Source organism: Pseudarthrobacter arbutini (assembly GCF_054510915.1).
In genome coordinates this window covers 263,338-278,540 of sequence record NZ_JBTNDQ010000003.1, presented here as the reverse complement: position 1 = coordinate 278,540, position 15,203 = coordinate 263,338, and the positions used below count along the sequence as shown (strand labels likewise).

12 protein-coding genes are annotated in these 15,203 nt (G+C 65.6%); 4 read left to right on the top strand and 8 right to left on the bottom strand.

The window, feature by feature from the left end; translation table 11 throughout:
- Positions 1-135: 135 nt before the first annotated feature.
- Both ptsP and ACX80V_RS05250 read left to right on the top strand, forming a co-directional pair.
- Positions 136-1,821 (top strand): phosphoenolpyruvate--protein phosphotransferase, encoded by a 1,686-nt coding sequence (gene ptsP, locus ACX80V_RS05255; RefSeq protein ID WP_485842259.1) that lies wholly within the window; start codon positions 136-138, stop codon positions 1,819-1,821.
- Positions 1,822-1,900: 79 nt separating this feature from the next.
- Positions 1,901-2,179: an HPr family phosphocarrier protein gene (locus ACX80V_RS05250; protein ID WP_058930743.1), complete on the top strand. Its 279-nt coding sequence runs from the start codon at positions 1,901-1,903 to the stop codon at positions 2,177-2,179.
- Here ACX80V_RS05250 and ACX80V_RS05245 read toward each other — a convergent pair.
- Positions 2,145-2,930 (bottom strand): alpha/beta fold hydrolase, encoded by a 786-nt coding sequence (locus ACX80V_RS05245; RefSeq protein WP_252599627.1) that lies wholly within the window; start codon positions 2,928-2,930, stop codon positions 2,145-2,147. The genes ACX80V_RS05250 and ACX80V_RS05245 overlap by 35 nt on opposite strands.
- A 49-nt stretch (positions 2,931-2,979) precedes the next feature.
- On the opposite strand from ACX80V_RS05245, the gene ACX80V_RS05240 reads away from it, so the two are divergent.
- Positions 2,980-3,366, top strand: coding sequence for a helix-turn-helix domain-containing protein (locus tag ACX80V_RS05240; protein ID WP_485842258.1), 387 nt, complete (start codon positions 2,980-2,982; stop codon positions 3,364-3,366).
- Positions 3,367-3,426: 60 nt separating this feature from the next.
- Here the strand turns inward: ACX80V_RS05240 and ACX80V_RS05235 are convergent, their stop codons facing one another.
- Positions 3,427-4,644, bottom strand: a complete 1,218-nt coding sequence (locus ACX80V_RS05235) for a PucR family transcriptional regulator (RefSeq protein ID WP_485842257.1) — start codon at positions 4,642-4,644, stop codon at positions 3,427-3,429.
- 233 nt (positions 4,645-4,877) lie between these two features.
- On the opposite strand from ACX80V_RS05235, the gene ald reads away from it, so the two are divergent.
- Complete coding sequence (ald, locus tag ACX80V_RS05230) at positions 4,878-5,996, top strand: alanine dehydrogenase (RefSeq protein ID WP_058930739.1); 1,119 nt, start codon at positions 4,878-4,880, stop codon at positions 5,994-5,996.
- 158 nt (positions 5,997-6,154) lie between these two features.
- Here the strand turns inward: ald and ACX80V_RS05225 are convergent, their stop codons facing one another.
- From ACX80V_RS05225 to ACX80V_RS05200, 6 genes are all read right to left on the bottom strand, one after another.
- Positions 6,155-7,699, bottom strand: a complete 1,545-nt coding sequence (locus ACX80V_RS05225) for a S8 family peptidase (RefSeq protein ID WP_485842256.1) — start codon at positions 7,697-7,699, stop codon at positions 6,155-6,157.
- A 171-nt stretch (positions 7,700-7,870) separates the two neighbouring features.
- Positions 7,871-8,941, bottom strand: a complete 1,071-nt coding sequence (locus ACX80V_RS05220; protein ID WP_485842255.1) for a Gfo/Idh/MocA family protein — start codon at positions 8,939-8,941, stop codon at positions 7,871-7,873.
- A 142-nt stretch (positions 8,942-9,083) separates the two neighbouring features.
- A complete protein-coding gene (locus ACX80V_RS05215) occupies positions 9,084-10,802 on the bottom strand; it encodes an ABC transporter family substrate-binding protein (protein WP_485842254.1) in 1,719 nt (572 codons plus the stop codon).
- Between the two features lie 49 nt (positions 10,803-10,851).
- Entirely contained in the window at positions 10,852-13,083 is a 2,232-nt protein-coding gene (locus ACX80V_RS05210; RefSeq protein WP_485842253.1) for an ABC transporter ATP-binding protein, read from the bottom strand.
- Entirely contained in the window at positions 13,080-14,054 is a 975-nt protein-coding gene (locus tag ACX80V_RS05205) for an ABC transporter permease (protein ID WP_485842252.1), read from the bottom strand. Before ACX80V_RS05205 ends, ACX80V_RS05210 begins: the two co-directional genes overlap by 4 nt.
- A gap of 2 nt (positions 14,055-14,056) precedes the next feature.
- Positions 14,057-15,040 carry an ABC transporter permease gene (locus ACX80V_RS05200; RefSeq protein ID WP_485842251.1) on the bottom strand — a complete coding sequence of 328 codons (984 nt, stop codon included), beginning with the start codon at positions 15,038-15,040 and terminating at the stop codon, positions 14,057-14,059.
- Between the last annotated feature and the right edge of the window lie 163 nt (positions 15,041-15,203).

Sequence of the window (15,203 nt, the reverse complement as noted above, 5' to 3'; positions counted from 1 at the left end):
ATTGCTATATGAACTGAATCACATACAATTTTTTCAGGCACGTTTCCGCCCTCGCACATAGTGGTCGCGGCGGCCCGGCATGGCGCCGGGATAACCTTGGCGGGCCTGGCTACCGGCAGAGAATGAGGACCTTCAGTGCAGACCTTCCCAGGAGTTGGCGTCAGCCCCGGCCGCATCATCGGAACCGTCCGGCAGATGCCCAAACCGATCAGCGAACCCCCTGCAGGCGAGCAACTGCCCCCCGGAGTCACGGCCGAGGAAGCGACGACCGCCCTCAAGACGGCCTCCCAGGCGGTGCACGACGAACTGAAGTCCCGTGCAGCCCACGCCACCGGAGACGGCAAAGCAGTCCTTGAAGCCACGGCACTCATGGCCAAGGACACCATGCTCATAAAGGGTGCGGCCAAGCTCGTTGCCCGCGGCGCCTCAAGCGAGCGCGCCATCTGGGAATCCGGTTCCTCCGTTGCTGAAATGCTTCACAACCTGGGCGGCTACATGGCCGAACGCGCCACTGACGTCCTGGATGTGCGCGCACGGATCGTCGCCGAGCTGCGCGGCGTGCCCGCGCCCGGCATTCCGGCCTCCAATACGCCGTTCGTCCTGGTGGCCGAGGATCTGGCGCCGGCGGACACCGCGACCCTGGACCCGAACAAAGTACTGGCACTCGTTACAGCGGGCGGCGGCCCCCAGTCCCACACCGCCATCATCGCCCGTTCCCTTGGCCTGCCGGCCGTGGTGGCAGCCGTAGGCGTGGACGAACTCCCGGACGGCACGGACGTCTATGTGGACGGCGCGGCCGGCACCATCACGGCGGAGCCCGACGAATCACTGCGTGCCGCAGCGGAAGCATGGGCGGCCACGGCTTCCATGCTGGCCGAATTCAGCGGCACGGGCACGACGGCGGACGGCCACCTGGTGCCGCTGCTCGCCAACGTTGGCGGCGGCAAGGACGCCGAGGCGGCAGCCAAGCTGGGCGCCCAGGGCGTGGGCCTTTTCCGCACCGAATTCTGCTTCCTTGAACGGGACTCCGAGCCCAGCGTGGCGGAACAGGCCGCGGCCTACAAGAGCGTTTTTGATGCGTTCCCGGGAAAGAAAGTGGTTCTGCGGACGCTCGACGCCGGCGCCGACAAGCCGCTTCCGTTCCTGACCGACTCCACGGAGCCCAACCCTGCCTTGGGCGTCCGCGGCTACCGCACGGACTTCACCACACCGGGCGTGCTGGACCGCCAGCTGGAGGCCATCGCCCTGGCCGAGAAGCAGTCCGAAGCGGACGTGTGGGTCATGGCCCCAATGATCTCGACGGCGGAAGAGGCGGCCCGCTTCGCCTCAATGTGCGCCGACGCCGGCATCAAGACGCCCGGCGTGATGGTGGAAGTCCCCTCCGCGGCGCTCACCGCCGAGGCCATCCTGCGCGAGGTGGGATTCGCGAGCCTGGGCACCAACGACCTCACCCAGTACGCCATGGCCGCCGACCGCCAACTCGGCCCGCTGGCAGGACTGAACACACCCTGGCAGCCCGCCGTGCTGCGCCTGGTGGGATTGACCGTGGAAGGCTCCCGCGCGGAAGGCCACAACAAACCCGTGGGCGTCTGCGGTGAGGCGGCCGCTGACCCGGCCCTCGCCGTCGTACTTACCGGGCTTGGCGTCAACACGCTGTCCATGACCGCGCGGTCCCTGGCCGCCGTGGCCGCGGTGCTGAAGACCGTTACGCTGGCCGAGGCGCAGCAGCTGGCCAAGCTGGCGCTGTCCGCGCCCAGCGCCACCGAAGCCAAGGCCTGGGTACGGGAAAAACTGCCCGTCCTTGAGGAACTCGGCCTCTGACCGGCCGGTTCGTACCAACCGCCCGCCTTCGACCCACCGCCCGCCGCCAGCCACAAAGAAGCACCCACCAGGAGGAACAATGCCCGAACGCATCGCCACCATCGCCAGCCGCTCCGGCCTGCACGCGCGCCCCGCCGCGCTGTTTGCGGAAGCCGCCGGAGGCGTGGGAGTTGAGGTCACCATTGCCATGCAGGGCGACCCGGAGGACGACGCACTGGACGCATCCAGCATCCTGTCGCTGATGACCCTGGGCGCCGCCAAGGGCGATGTTGTGGTGCTCCGGGCTGAAGGTGACGGCGCCGACGCGGCATTGGATTCGCTGGTCAAGCTCCTGGAAACGGACCTCGACGCCGAATAGGGGCCCAGCTGGTGATCGCGGCGGCCGCTGGTCCCGGGGCGGTGTGCTGGAAAACGTGGCCATGGCCGGAGATTTCCGTCATGCTGCCCTGGGGGGCCTGGGAAGCCAGCCGACGGCACCAGTCGGGCCCGGCCACCGGGTCCCTGCTGCCCCGCAACACCAGCAGCGGCTGGCTGATTCCGCGGATCCTGGCCTCAAGGGGATACTGCATCATCACCGGCAGCTCGGTGAGGTACCAGCGTGGGCCGGCCCGGAAATAGTCCGCGAAGACGATGGCATTCGCCGACGGGCTCTCGCTGAACATGGCGTCGCGGGTCAACGCCAGCGCCTGCCGCGCAACCGACCTGCGGCGGGGGTCCACCACGGGACCCATCAGCACCACGGCGTCCACGAGCTCCGGCTCCTGCAGGGCGAGTTCAACGGCATGCTGGGTCCCCATGGAATGCCCGATCACCACGCAGGACGTCACGCCGGCGGCGGCAAGCGCTGCCCGCACGAAAGCCACATACTCACCCACCGGCACCTGGCGCCGGGGCTTGGGCGCGTCGCCAAACCCTGGGAGGTCAAAGGAGTAGACGTCGGCTGCGAGGGCCAGCTCCCGGTGCAGCCGAGCGAAGTAGCGGTGGGAAACGCCGATGCCGTGGAGCAGGACATACGTCGGTCGCTGCACATCGCCTGCTGGCGCCACGGAGCGGTACAGCCTGCCCGCTAGCCCGCCGGATTCAATGTCCTCGCCATCACTGAGCTTCATTCCGCGAGCTTACCGCCGCCGCCCGGAGGTACAGGGTTAGGCTTCTGGCATGGCACTGATAGCTCCACGCGTCACGGCTGGCCTGCCCGCCGACGACGCCCTGAACCTCGCCCGTTCCCTCCGGGACAGCAACGACATCACCGTGTTCGTGGACGGCACGGTCCACCGGCTGACGCCCCAGGCGAGGGACGCGGTCGTGGACCTGCTCGCTCGGCTGGGCCGCGGCGAAGCGGTGACCGTCAGCAGCGTGGAGGAAATGCTCACCACCTCCCAGGCGGCCGAACTCGCCGGGATTTCCCACACGTACCTGCGCAACATGACCGATCGCGGCGAGATCCCCGTGGAATACCGCGGCACGCACCGCCGGATCAGGCTGGCCGCCGTCATGGCCTGGCTGGACCGGCAGAAGAAGCCAGAGCAGCCAGAGCAGGCCTAGCCCCGTCGTGAGCTGGCTCAGGGGTGGGCGGGTCCCGGGTGTTGAGTCCCGGCGCGCGAGCTAGATCCGCGGGCGCGCCGCCCAGCGCCGCATCTTCAGTGCGGCGTGGAGTTCCAGCCGGGGCATTCCCTTCAGCGGGTCCACGCCCAGGAGCTGCCGGATGCGGCTCAGCCGGTTGTAGATGCTGCTGCGGTGCAGGTGGAGTTTGGTGGCCACGTCCTGGACGGAGCCGTCGTTGTCGTAGATGAGCTCAAGTACGGGAAGGAGCTCGTCGTTGCGGTCGTGGTCCTCCAGCATCCGCACATAGACGGACCCGGAGTCAGCCCAGGCGCCAGCTCCCCCGCCCGCCGATGCCAGCAGCTGGTACACCCCGGTGGCACGGCAGTCCACCAACTCGCCGAGCTGGGGGTCCACAGCCGCCGCCTGCGCCGCCAGCCGGGACTGCCGGTAGGCCTCGGCAAGCTCGCGCGGCTTGGCAAAACCCTCACTGATGCCCAGGATGATGCGGTGCACCGGCCGGCCCGAGCGTTTGGCCAGCTCCAGCTGGTAGTGGACCAGCACCTGGGCATGGTTGGCCCGGCCCACAGACTCACGGAACAGCACCACCGAATGGGTTTCCGTGCCGGCGCTGAACAGCGCCACGTCCACCCCCACCGTGGCCTGAAGGGCGGCTGAGCGGTGGATCAGCGTGGAAGCGATGGGATCCGGGCCGCCGGCCCAGCCGTCGGCGTCGAGCACCGTGACCATCTGCCACGGCCCCTTGCCCTGGATTTCCTTCCAGCCCGCCACGGCGGCCACCGCGTTGGCCTCGCCGGAACAGGCGGCCAGGAACTCGCGTTCGCGGCCCCGCCGGAACTCGGATTCGGCGGTGTTGGAGTCCAGCAGCAGGCCGGAAAGCAGCTCGATCTCCGGGGTCACGTCCGGCAACTGGGAGAGGATCGCCGTCGGACTTTCCTCTGCCGAGTCCTGCTGCACCCAGAGGTAGCCGACGCGGAAACCGCGCACCATCAAGGGGACGCACACCCGGCCCAGCATCCCCAGCTCCTGGTTTGCGGGAATCGCTACCGGGCGGACCGCCGTGGCGATGCCATGGGAAAGCTGCCAGGCGCTGACATCGGCCGGGACCCGCTTGCTCAACAAAAAGTTCACCCGGACCCGGTCCGCGTGGGACTGGTTGGAGCTGTAAGCGAGCAGCAGGCCGTCCAGGTCCTCCAGCGACAGTCCCCGGCCAAGCTTCTGCGCCACCTGCTCCACCAGTTGTTCCACGTCCTGCTGCATGGGGTAACCCTACTGCTCCGGCAGGCATCCGGGCGAACGAACAGCAGGCGACACCTGACGCCCTGACGCTGAACATTTGTCGACCCATGAAAGCAGAAATTCCCGGAATCACGGGGAGCTTACGCGCCCCGAACCCTGCTTTCCTGTCAGTTGGGTCACAACCGGATTTATTCTGGAATCACAACTTCCCCCGCAATTTCGGGCCTACCCGGCCCGAGAATATGGAGCCACAAATGATCATCGGTGTCCCCAAAGAGATCAAGAACAACGAATTCCGCGTCGCCATCACCGCTGCTGGCGTTCACGAGTTCCGCACCCACGGCCACACGGTCCTGGTAGAGCGCGGCGCAGGCTTGGGCTCAGGGATCACGGACGAGGAATACGCGATCGCCGGCGCCGAAATCGTTGCCGAAGCCGACGACGTCTGGGGCCGGGCCGACATGGTCATGAAGGTCAAGGAACCCATCAAGGCCGAGTACCACCGCTTCCGCAAGGGCATGATCCTCTTCACGTACCTCCACCTCGCCGCCGAACCGGAGCTCACGCAAGCGCTCATCAACTCCGGCGTCACCGCCATCGCCTACGAGACCGTGCAGGAAGGCCGCACGCTGCCGCTGCTGGCCCCCATGTCCGAGGTTGCCGGCCGTTTGTCCGTGCAGGTCGGGGCCACCTCCCTGATGGCACCCGCCGGCGGCAAGGGCGTGTTGCTCGGCGGCGTACCGGGCGTCCGCCCGGCCAAGGTGGTTGTCCTGGGCGCCGGTGTTGCCGGCACCAATGCCGCCGCGATGGCCCTGGGCCTGGGCGCCGACGTCACCATCCTGGACATCAACATCAACCGCCTCCGCGAGCTCGACGCCCAGTACCAGGGCCGACTCAAGACAGTTGCCTCCAACTCCTACGAGATCGAGAAGTCCGTCGTCGACGCCGACCTCGTCATCGGCTCCGTCCTGATCCCCGGCGCCAAGGCCCCCAAGCTGGTCAGCAACGAACTCGTGTCCCGCATGAAGCCCGGCTCCGTGCTCGTGGACATTGCCGTGGACCAGGGCGGCTGCTTCGAGGACACGCACCCCACCACACACCAGGAACCAACGTACAAGGTCCACAACACGATCTTCTACTGCGTTGCCAACATGCCGGGCGCCGTCCCGAACACCTCCACCTACGCGCTGACCAACGTCACCCTGCGCTACGCCGTGGCCCTGGCCAACCTGGGCGTCAAGGCCGCATTCGACCGCGACCCGTCCCTCGCCGCCGGCCTGAACATCGCCGGTGGCAAGGTTGCTCACCGCTCGGTCTCCGAGGCGCACAACCTGCCCCTCGTTTCGGACTGGCACGAACTGGTTTCCGCGTAACTCTCCCCATGGTGCGAGAACGACCGCTGGTGCGAGAACGACCGCGGGAATCGCTGCGCACTTATCGCCGGAATGGCAGCCATCCAGTAAGCGTGCGTCAAAGCGACGAAGGAGCAGCACGCGTTGGATGACTGCCATTCCGGCGGACTTCGACAGGGTTAGCCGCCGATCGCGCGGAGAGCGTTCACCTGGCCGTGGCCGTTGAAGCCGTTGTAGCCGGAACCGCCCTGGCACACCTGGGGTGCGTTGTTGTCCGTTGCAGGGAACGGGGCGTACACACTCATGTCAGCCGGGCAGTCCATCTTGTCGGCGGTGGTGTTGATCCGCGATGCCACGGTGCCCGGGTTGCTGACTCCGGTGCTGACCACCAGCGCCGCGACACCGGCCACGTGCGGGGCAGCCATGGAGGTACCCTGCAGGTAGCAGTAGCGGGCGGCTCCGTCCGTCACAGTCAACACCTCGGGACAGGATGCGGCGGCGGCTGAAGGCCAGGTCGACAGGACCCGGCCGTTTTCGGCGGCCGCCGTCCGCTGCAGGATCGAGTCTCCACCAGGCGCGATCACGCTGACGGCGCCCACACCGTAGCTGGAGTAGAACGACTTGATCAGCTTGTTGCCGTTGGCGCTCACGCCGATCACTCCGGGTACTTCTACGGGCACCACGGCGCAGGCGTTGCTGATCTCGCGCGTGACAGGTGTGGTGTTATCCGGGCTGGTCTGATCCTGTGTGGGATGGGCGAGGTCATCGGACTGGTTGCCCTCCGCCGCCACAATTGTGGTGCCGTTTTGCTGGGCAAACTTGATGGCCCGGCGCTCGGCTTCCCAGATGGCCCGTTGGGTGGGGTCATTCTTGCAGTTGAAGAGCCAGGGATCGGCGAAGTAGCTGTTGTTGGTCACCTGGATCCCGTTGGTGCCTGCCCACATGAAGGCGCAGACCACTGCCTCGGGGAAGAAGAAGCCGTCATCGTTGCCGGCCTTGATTCCGGCGATCTTGACGTTAGGGGCAACGCCCACCATCCCGATGCCGTTCTTGGCGGCGGCGATGGTGCCGGCCGTGTGGGTGCCGTGGCCGTTGTTGTCCATCCACGCCGCCGGATCCGTGTTCGGGACGCCGCCAACGCAGGAAACGCTCCTGGAGAAATCAACGTTCGGGGCAAGGTCCGGGTGGGTGTAGTCCAGTCCGGTGTCGATGTCGCCCACCACCACCGAGGCGCTGCCGCCGTTGATGGCGCGCGCCGCCGGGGCCTGGATCTGGTCCATATCCCATTGGAGCGCGGCCAGGTTGTCGTCACCCGGCGCGGGCGTTCCGGGGTCGATAGCCGCTGCAGCCGCACCGGAGTTGTCGTCTTCGACAGCCACGGCGAAGCCCGCTGTGGACGCGGCCCCCTGTACGGAAGAGTCTGCGGCGCGCAGGGCCGCATCGAAGCCGCCTCGGTCTGACTTCACGATAGCCACACCGATCTGCGGATAGGCCTGCACCACGGTGCCGCCAGCGTCCCGCACAGCCGCAAGCGACCTGCCGGAAACCCCGTTGGCCTTGTACAGGACGATGTAGGTTTGGGTTCCCGCTTGGGCATTTGCCTGCATTCCGGTTTTGGCAGGCTGCCCATTGGCCGACAACGCCGCAGGAGCCGCGGCGGTCGAAAGGCCTATGGCGAGGGCTAGTGCCCCGATTGGCGCCACAAGCTTGGTGAATCTTTGCATGGTGTTGCTCCAATTCTGCCGGCGGGCACCACGCGATCGCAGGTGCCGCTGGCAACAGTCAATCGATCACGATCCTGACGGCTGTTTGCCTCGGATCCTTCCGGGCTACACCTGCCCAACAATTCGGTATCACCCGCAACAAGTGACATTAGTGACTCACCTCACGCAATTTCAATAGCCGGCGGTTTCGTAAGAACGGGCTGATTCGATAATCTTCAGCACCTCGACGGCGTCTGCCGGATCTACCGGGAGGGACAGCGCGGAGGCGGTTCCGCCGTCGTCGATCTTGGCTGCCAGGAGCCGGTAGAACTCGGGGTAGGCACCTCGTTCCGTGGGCAGCGGATCGAGGTGGCCGTCGCGGCCCAGGGATCCTGCCCATTCCGGTGCCTCAACGCCGTATTCAGTGTCCAGCGGGCTGCCGCCGGCAACGATGTACGGTTCCTGCGGGTCGATCCCGTGCTTGGTGAACGCGCCGGTGGATCCGAGAATGCGGAAGCGCGGGCCCTGCTGGGCGCAAAGCATGTTCATGCTGAGGTGGCTGGTCACCCCGGACTCGTGGCTGAGCACCAGGAAAACGTCATCGTCCACCTTCTCGTGCGGACGCCGCGCCTGCAGTTCCGCGTGGGCCACGGCGGCTGGACCGAAAAGCAAAAGCGCCTGGTCGATAAGGTGCGTGCCCAGGTCGAACAGCACGCCGCCGCCGTCCGCCGCCGTGGCGCTGGCTTTCCACGCCTTGGAGATGTCCGGGGACCAGCGCTCGAAGCTGGACTCAAAGCGGGTCACGCTGCCCAGTGCTTCGCCGGCCAGCAATTTCCGGACCGTGAGGAAATCGCCGTCCCAACGCCGGTTCTGGAAGACCGTGAGCACCCGCCCCAGCCGCTCCGCGAGGGCGATCAGCTCCTGTCCCTCGGCAGATCGGACCGCGAATGGCTTGTCCACCACGACATCCAGCCCGGCCTCCAGGGCGGCCTTCGCCAGCGGGAAGTGAGTGGCCGGCGGGGTCCCCAGCACCACAAGATCAAGGTCACTGGCGAGCGCAAGGACCGCATCGCCGTCGGGCACTGTTTTGGTGCCGGCGTACCGCTGCGTCGCGGCAGCCTGCCGGCCGGCGTCGGACGTCGCGATGACGTCCAACGCGTAGCGGGGATCCGCCGCGATGAGCGGCGCGTGGAAAACGCTCCCTGAGAGTCCATAGCCGACGACGGCGGTGCGGATACGGCGTTCGGGTTCAGTCCATGTCATAGGGGAAACGGTACCCGCACGCTCTCGCAGTTAACGTGCATTAAAGCCAAACACTCTCTCACCTCCCGCGGATGACTGGCCGGAAGTGAGAGAGCGTTGGCGAAAACCCTGCGTTAAGTGAGAGAGCGTTGCAGGGAGGGTGTTACTTCTTGATCCAGCCCAGGGTGGACCAGTCCGGAACCTGGGAGAGGCTCTGGAACAGGGATGGGCCGTAGTTGGCCAGGCCGGTGCGGACGAAGGAGATCTGCGGGCCGTTCATCACAACACCCATGGAGAAGTACTTGGCCATGTGCTCCTTTTCAACTTCCATGGCTGCCTTGTTGCGCTCGGCGTTGTCCTCGATGGAGGCGAGATCGGCGATCTTCTTGTCCAGCTCGGCATCGCCAAGACCGTTTTCGTTGACCTTGGAGTCGTAGTACTGCTTGACAGCATCGGTGGAATCCGGGCCAACGGTGTAGCCGGAGACGCTCATGTCGAAGTCGCGGCCGCCGATGACCTTGCCGAAGTCGGCGGAGGCACGCTGGTCAATACCGACATCCATGCCGCCGGCCTGGAGCTGCTTCTGCAGGGTCTGGGTGAAGGCGAGGGTGGTGGGGTCGTCACCGAAGTTGCTGATCTTGAAGGCGGCGGGCTTGCCGTCCTTCTCCATGATTCCGGCGGCGTTCGGCGCGTAGCCAGCGTCGGTCAGGACCTTCTTGGCAACGTCCGCGCCGGTTTCCTTCACCGGGTAGTTGTCCTGGTAGTAGTCCGAGAACGGCAGGACCATCATGGAACCGGAGCTGGGCTCTTCCCAGTTCAGGCCATTGAAGCGGACCTTGCGGAGGGCTTCGCGGTCAACAGCGGCGAAGATGGCCTCGCGAACGGCGACGTCGGTGATCTTCTGGGCGTTGATGTTCATGCCACCGGCGAAGAGGCGCTGGCCACGGCGGACCTCGGAGTCCTTGGTGCCCTCAAGCTGCTTGTACAGGGCGATGGTGTTGGCGGACATGGCATCGATCTCGCCATTCTTGAAAGCAGCGATCTGTGCGCTGGTTTCCAGCTGGCGGAAGACGACGCTTTCCAGCACCGGCTTGGTGCCCCACCACTTGTCGTTGGGAACCATGGTGACGGTCTTGGCTGCGGCGTCGTACTGGTCCACCTTGAAGGGGCCGGCCATCCATTCCGGGTGCATTTCGCCGTTGAAGCCCTCGTTAAAGATCTCCGGCGTGTTCACGGCCGGGTGGATCAGGCCGAAGAAGAGCGCATCCAGCGGGTAGACCGGCTGGGTGGTCTTGACGATGACTTCTTTGTCGCTGCTGCCGGCCTCAACCGACTCAACGAACTCGTAGGCGCCAGAGGTCACGATGTCGTAGCCGGCATCCGGGCTCTTGAGGGTGTTCCAGGTGTTCTGGAAGGCCTTGACGTCGATCGGCGTGCCGTCGTTGTACGTGGCCTTTTCGTTGACCTTGATGGTGACGGTCTGTTTGCCGTCCACCACTTTGCTGTCCACGGACTCGCAGAAGTCCTTGTTCGGCGTTGCCTTGCCGACGAAGTCAACCTTCCAGCAACCGCCGATGCCGCCGCTGGTCACGGCCACCGGGTTGATCGGGGCCATCATCGCGGAGTTGTCAGAGCTGTTGCCGTTGTTGGAGAACCCGTTGAAATCCGGCCCGATGCTGCCCAGCGGCAGGGTGACCTTGCCACCAGGCTCAAGATCAGCGGCTGGCTTCTCGTTGATGCTGATGAGCTTGGCCAGGTCACTGCCCGTTCCCTGCCCCTTGGCGGATTCCGGTCCGGTGGGTGTTCCGCCACCGCCGCAGGCCGTCAGCGCCAGGGCTGCGGCAATGGCCGCTGCGCCGCCGATCTTGGTCAGATTCCTCATGGTTTTCCCTTCATAGGTGCGGGTGGTGCTTGTGATGGGTCGAAAAAATCTAGGGTGCATGGGGTTCCGCCGTTTCGTGGACCACCAGCATGTGCTCGTCCAGTTCACCATCCGGGAAGAAGCAGGCGAACTGCTGATCCGGTGTAGGCGCCGGGCCGGCCTCCAAAATCTCCACGGCAGCGGAAGGCTGCACGGCCTCGAGCGGGGGCTCCAGGGTCAGGCAATGCTCCTGTTTCGCAGCGGGAAGCGCCGCGAAGACGGGGCAGCGGGTGGCGAAGTTGCAGCCCTTCGGGGCATCCAACGGAGAAGGCAGGTCGCCTTGAAGGATGATCCGCTCCCGAGTGCGCTCGAACTGCGGGTCCGGGACAGGGATCGCGGACAGCAGCGCGCGGGTATACGGGTGGCGTGGGTTGTCGAAAACCCGGTCCACCTCCCCGATCTCCACAATCTTGCCCAGGTACATCACCGCCACCCGGTTGGAGATGTGGCGGACCACGGACAGATCGTGGGCCACCATCAGGTAGCTCAGGCCCAGCTCCGCGCGGAGCTTGTCCAGGAGGTTGATGACGCCGGCCTGGACCGAGACATCCAGCGCGGACACGGGCTCGTCCAGGACCACCAATTTGGGGTTCACGGCCAGTGCCCGGGCGATGCCCACGCGCTGCCGCTGGCCGCCGGAGAACTGGTTGGGGAACCGGTTGACGTGGTCCGGCTGCAGGCCCACCAGATTCATCAGTTCCATGATGCGTTTTTTGATGGCCCGCTTATCCATGCCGGCGTTCTGGAGCGGCTCGGCCAGGACCTCGTAGACGGTGAAGCGGGGGTCCAGGGCGCCGGTGGGATCCTGGAAAACCATCTGCATTTCCCGGCGCATGGCGCTTTTGGTCTTGGCGTCGGCGGCCTGCTTGTTGCTGATGCCGCCGATGATCACCTCGCCGTCCTGGTCCTTGTGGAACTCCATGATTTCCAGCAGGGTGGTGGTTTTGCCCGACCCGGACTCCCCCACAATGGAGAAGCACTCACCTTCGCGGATGTCGAAGCTCAGGCCGTCCACGGCCTTCACGGTGCCGATGCGCCGCTTGAGCAGGGCACCCTTGGTCAGCGCAAAGTGTTTGCGGACATCCCTGAGTTCCAGCACGGTTGAGCGTTCCCCCCGGGGGATGAGGTCAAAGCGCGAGACCGGGACCGGCGGGGCGGAAAAGATCTCGTGGACATCCACGTCCCCGCCGAGGGAACCGGATTTGATGCAGGCCGCCTGGTGGTAACCAGTTCCCGGAACCGGGCTCAAAGAGGGCTCGCCGTCCAGGCAGGCATCGGTCACCAGCGGGCACCGCGGCGCGAAGGAGCAGCCGGTGGGGGTGTGCAGGAGGTTCGGCGGGATGCCGTCGATGGGGACCAGCGAGGATTTCTCCGCGACGTCCACGCGTGGCACCGCCCCGAGCAGGCCCATCGTGTAGGGCATCCGGGGATCGTAGTAGATGTCATCCACGCTGCCGGTTTCCACCGGCTTGCCGGCGTACATCACCATGATGTCGTCGGCGATGCCCGCCACCACGCCCAGATCGTGCGTGATCATCACGACGGCGGCGCCCGTTTCCTCCTGCGCCGTATGCAGCACCTCAAGCACCTGGGCCTGGATGGTGACGTCCAGGGCCGTCGTCGGCTCATCCGCGATCAGCACGCGCGGGTTGTTGGCGATGGCGATGGCGATCATCACGCGCTGGCGCATGCCGCCGGAGAACTCGTGCGGAAAAGCCCTGAGCCTGTTCCGGGGGCTGGGAATGCCCACCATTGCCAGGAGTTCGACGGCGCGGGTTTCCTTCGCCGCCTTGCTCATGCCGGGGTTGTGGATGGTGAGGGCCTCGGTGATCTGGGTTCCCACGGTGTACACCGGCGTGAGGGAGGACAGCGGGTCCTGGAACACCATGGCGATGTCGTTGCCACGGTACGCACACATGGCTTTGTCGCTGAGGCCCAGCAGTTCCTTGCCCTTGAGCCTGACCGAGCCGGAGATCTCGGCCGTGGCGGGCAGCAGGCCCATGATCGCCAGCGATGTTACCGATTTGCCGGACCCGGACTCCCCCACGATTCCCAGCGTTTTGCCGGGCATCAGGTCGAAGTTGACGCCCCGGACGGCATGCACGGCCCCGTTTTCGGAGTTGAAGCTGACGTTCAGGTCCCGGACGGACAGGACAGCGTCCGACGGCGAGTGGAGACCGGCGATGTGGAGCCGCTCGGCTGCTGTGGGGGCCGGGTCAGCCGGCTCAAGGAAGGTGCTCATTTGCTCTTCTTCTCTGCACTGTTCTTTTTGGCCCGGCCAACCGAACTGGAGCTCGGGTCGAAGGCGTCACGCAGGCCATCGTTCATCATGGCCAGGGACCCCGTAAGCAGGAACATCACAGTGAGCGGGACCCAGAACATCCACGGGAAGGTCTGGACCTGGGACGTGGCGCCGCCAATCAGCACGCCGAGGCTAACATCCGGCACCTTAATGCCGATGCCGATGAAGGAGAACGCCACTTCGGCCAGGATGGCCCCGGTGACGCCGCGGGTGATGTCCAGGACCAGCAGCGACCCGATGTTGGGGACCAGGTGCCGCCACACGATGCGCCGGGGCGGGACGCCCATGTACTGGGCCGCCTTGACGAAGTCCCGCTGCATCAGCGACATGGACATCGAGCGGATAAGCCGCGCGGTCCCCATCCAGCTGAACACCAGGAGCACGATGATCAGCAGGAGCCAGCTGGGGAGGTTCTTCTTCAGGCCGTCCCCTCCGCCGCTGGTGGCCACTGCCACCACCAGCAGGGCGGGCATCATGATGAGGGCCTCCAGGACGAAGAGCATCACCTTGTCCACTTTTCCGCCGAAATAGGCCATGGTGCAGCCATATACCGCGGCGACCAGGACGGACACGAGGCCCACGATCAGACCGATCAGGATCGAGATCCTGGTGCCTTCGACAGTCATGGCGTAGAGGTCGATGCCGGCCTGCGACGTGCCGAGGAAGTGGTCGCCGGAAGGCGGCATGCCGATATTGAACGGGTCGATGGTCTCCTTGTCCCAAGGAGTGAGGTACCCGCCGACGAAGGAGAAGATGGTGAGGCTCAGGAAAACCGCAAGCCCGGCGACGGCAGTCTTGTTCCGCATGAAGCGGCGGAAAATGATGGTGGACTTGGCGATCACCACATCGGCGCTTTCGAGGTGCGCGTCCTGCGCCACGGCTGCCGGATCAACGGCGTTGAGGTTGGTCATGGCTACTGCACCCTCACTCTCGGGTCAACAAGCGTGGTGGCGAAGTCGGCGAGGATGGCGCCCAGGGCGAAGATGACCGAGCCGTAGGCGAGGGTGGCCGTGGCCGCATTCACATCCTGCAGCGAGATGGCGTCAATGCTCCAGGACCCCACTCCTGGCCAGGCGAAGATCTTCTCGGCGAAGAAGCCGCCGGCGAAGATGGCCGGGATAGTGAAGGCGATGCTTTGGGCGACCGGGATGAAGGAAACCCGGAGGGCGTGCCGGGTGATGGCCTGGTTCCGGGTGAGCCCCTTGGCCCGTGCCGTCCGGACGAAGTCCGCATTGACGTTGTCCAGCAGATACTGGCGCTGCGCGATCTGGTACGAACCCCACCCGACGAGCGTGATGGCGATGGTAGGAACTGCGTAGTGGGCCACCATGTCCACAAACTGCGCCCACCCGGGTTGCATGCCGGGCGTGGAGATGCCTGTCACGAAGAAGATGCGCTCCCCGACGGTTTCGTTGATGTTGATGGCACCGAGCTGAACCAGGAAGTAGGCAATGGGGGCGGGCACGATGTACGCGAGGTAGCTATAGGACGTGATCACGCGGTCCTGGAACTTGTACTGCCGGGCCGCCGAGTACACCCCAAGCGCGACGCCGATGACCAGGGTCAGGACGATGGATGCAAGGAAGAGCCGGGTGGAGATCCACACACGGTCCCCGAATTCAGCGTTGATGAAGGCGCCGTTGGGGCTGCGTCCCCAGTCCCAGCGGGTCACGATCCCGGTGAGCCACTCAACGTAGCGCTCCCATGGGCCCAGGTCCGGATCCAGACCCTTCAGACGCATGGAATTGGCGACCTGCTCGGGGGTGGGACGGGGAATCCGTTCCTGTTCGAGGAGGGCTGGCTTGAGGGAGCTGACCGCCAGGAAATAGCCGGCTGACGTGGTCAGGAAAATCATGAAGACGTAGGTGATGCCGCGCTTGGCGAGGTACCTGATCATGTGGCAGCTACTTCAGGTTCGCTGCCGCCGGGATTCTGGAAGAACACTCCAAGGGATGCCCCTCGGCCGGCAACGGACTTCCTGCCTTCACTACATCCACGTTCCAGATCCTTCCGATTTCCCCGCCAGCAACGGGTCTCGCCGCCACCGGGTCTCCACCAGC

Coding starts and splice junctions, on each gene's coding strand:
- ACX80V_RS05250 (WP_058930743.1), top strand. CDS start 1,901: ATGCCCGAACGCATCGCCACCATCGCCAGCCGCTCCGGCCTGCACGCG.
- ACX80V_RS05245 (WP_252599627.1), bottom strand. CDS start 2,930: ATGAAGCTCAGTGATGGCGAGGACATTGAATCCGGCGGGCTAGCGGGC.
- ACX80V_RS05240 (WP_485842258.1), top strand. CDS start 2,980: ATGGCACTGATAGCTCCACGCGTCACGGCTGGCCTGCCCGCCGACGAC.
- ACX80V_RS05235 (WP_485842257.1), bottom strand. CDS start 4,644: ATGCAGCAGGACGTGGAACAACTGGTGGAGCAGGTGGCGCAGAAGCTT.
- ald (WP_058930739.1), top strand. CDS start 4,878: ATGATCATCGGTGTCCCCAAAGAGATCAAGAACAACGAATTCCGCGTC.
- ACX80V_RS05225 (WP_485842256.1), bottom strand. CDS start 7,699: ATGCAAAGATTCACCAAGCTTGTGGCGCCAATCGGGGCACTAGCCCTC.
- ACX80V_RS05220 (WP_485842255.1), bottom strand. CDS start 8,941: ATGACATGGACTGAACCCGAACGCCGTATCCGCACCGCCGTCGTCGGC.
- ACX80V_RS05215 (WP_485842254.1), bottom strand. CDS start 10,802: ATGAGGAATCTGACCAAGATCGGCGGCGCAGCGGCCATTGCCGCAGCC.
- ACX80V_RS05210 (WP_485842253.1), bottom strand. CDS start 13,083: ATGAGCACCTTCCTTGAGCCGGCTGACCCGGCCCCCACAGCAGCCGAG.
- ACX80V_RS05205 (WP_485842252.1), bottom strand. CDS start 14,054: ATGACCAACCTCAACGCCGTTGATCCGGCAGCCGTGGCGCAGGACGCG.
- ACX80V_RS05200 (WP_485842251.1), bottom strand. CDS start 15,040: ATGATCAGGTACCTCGCCAAGCGCGGCATCACCTACGTCTTCATGATT.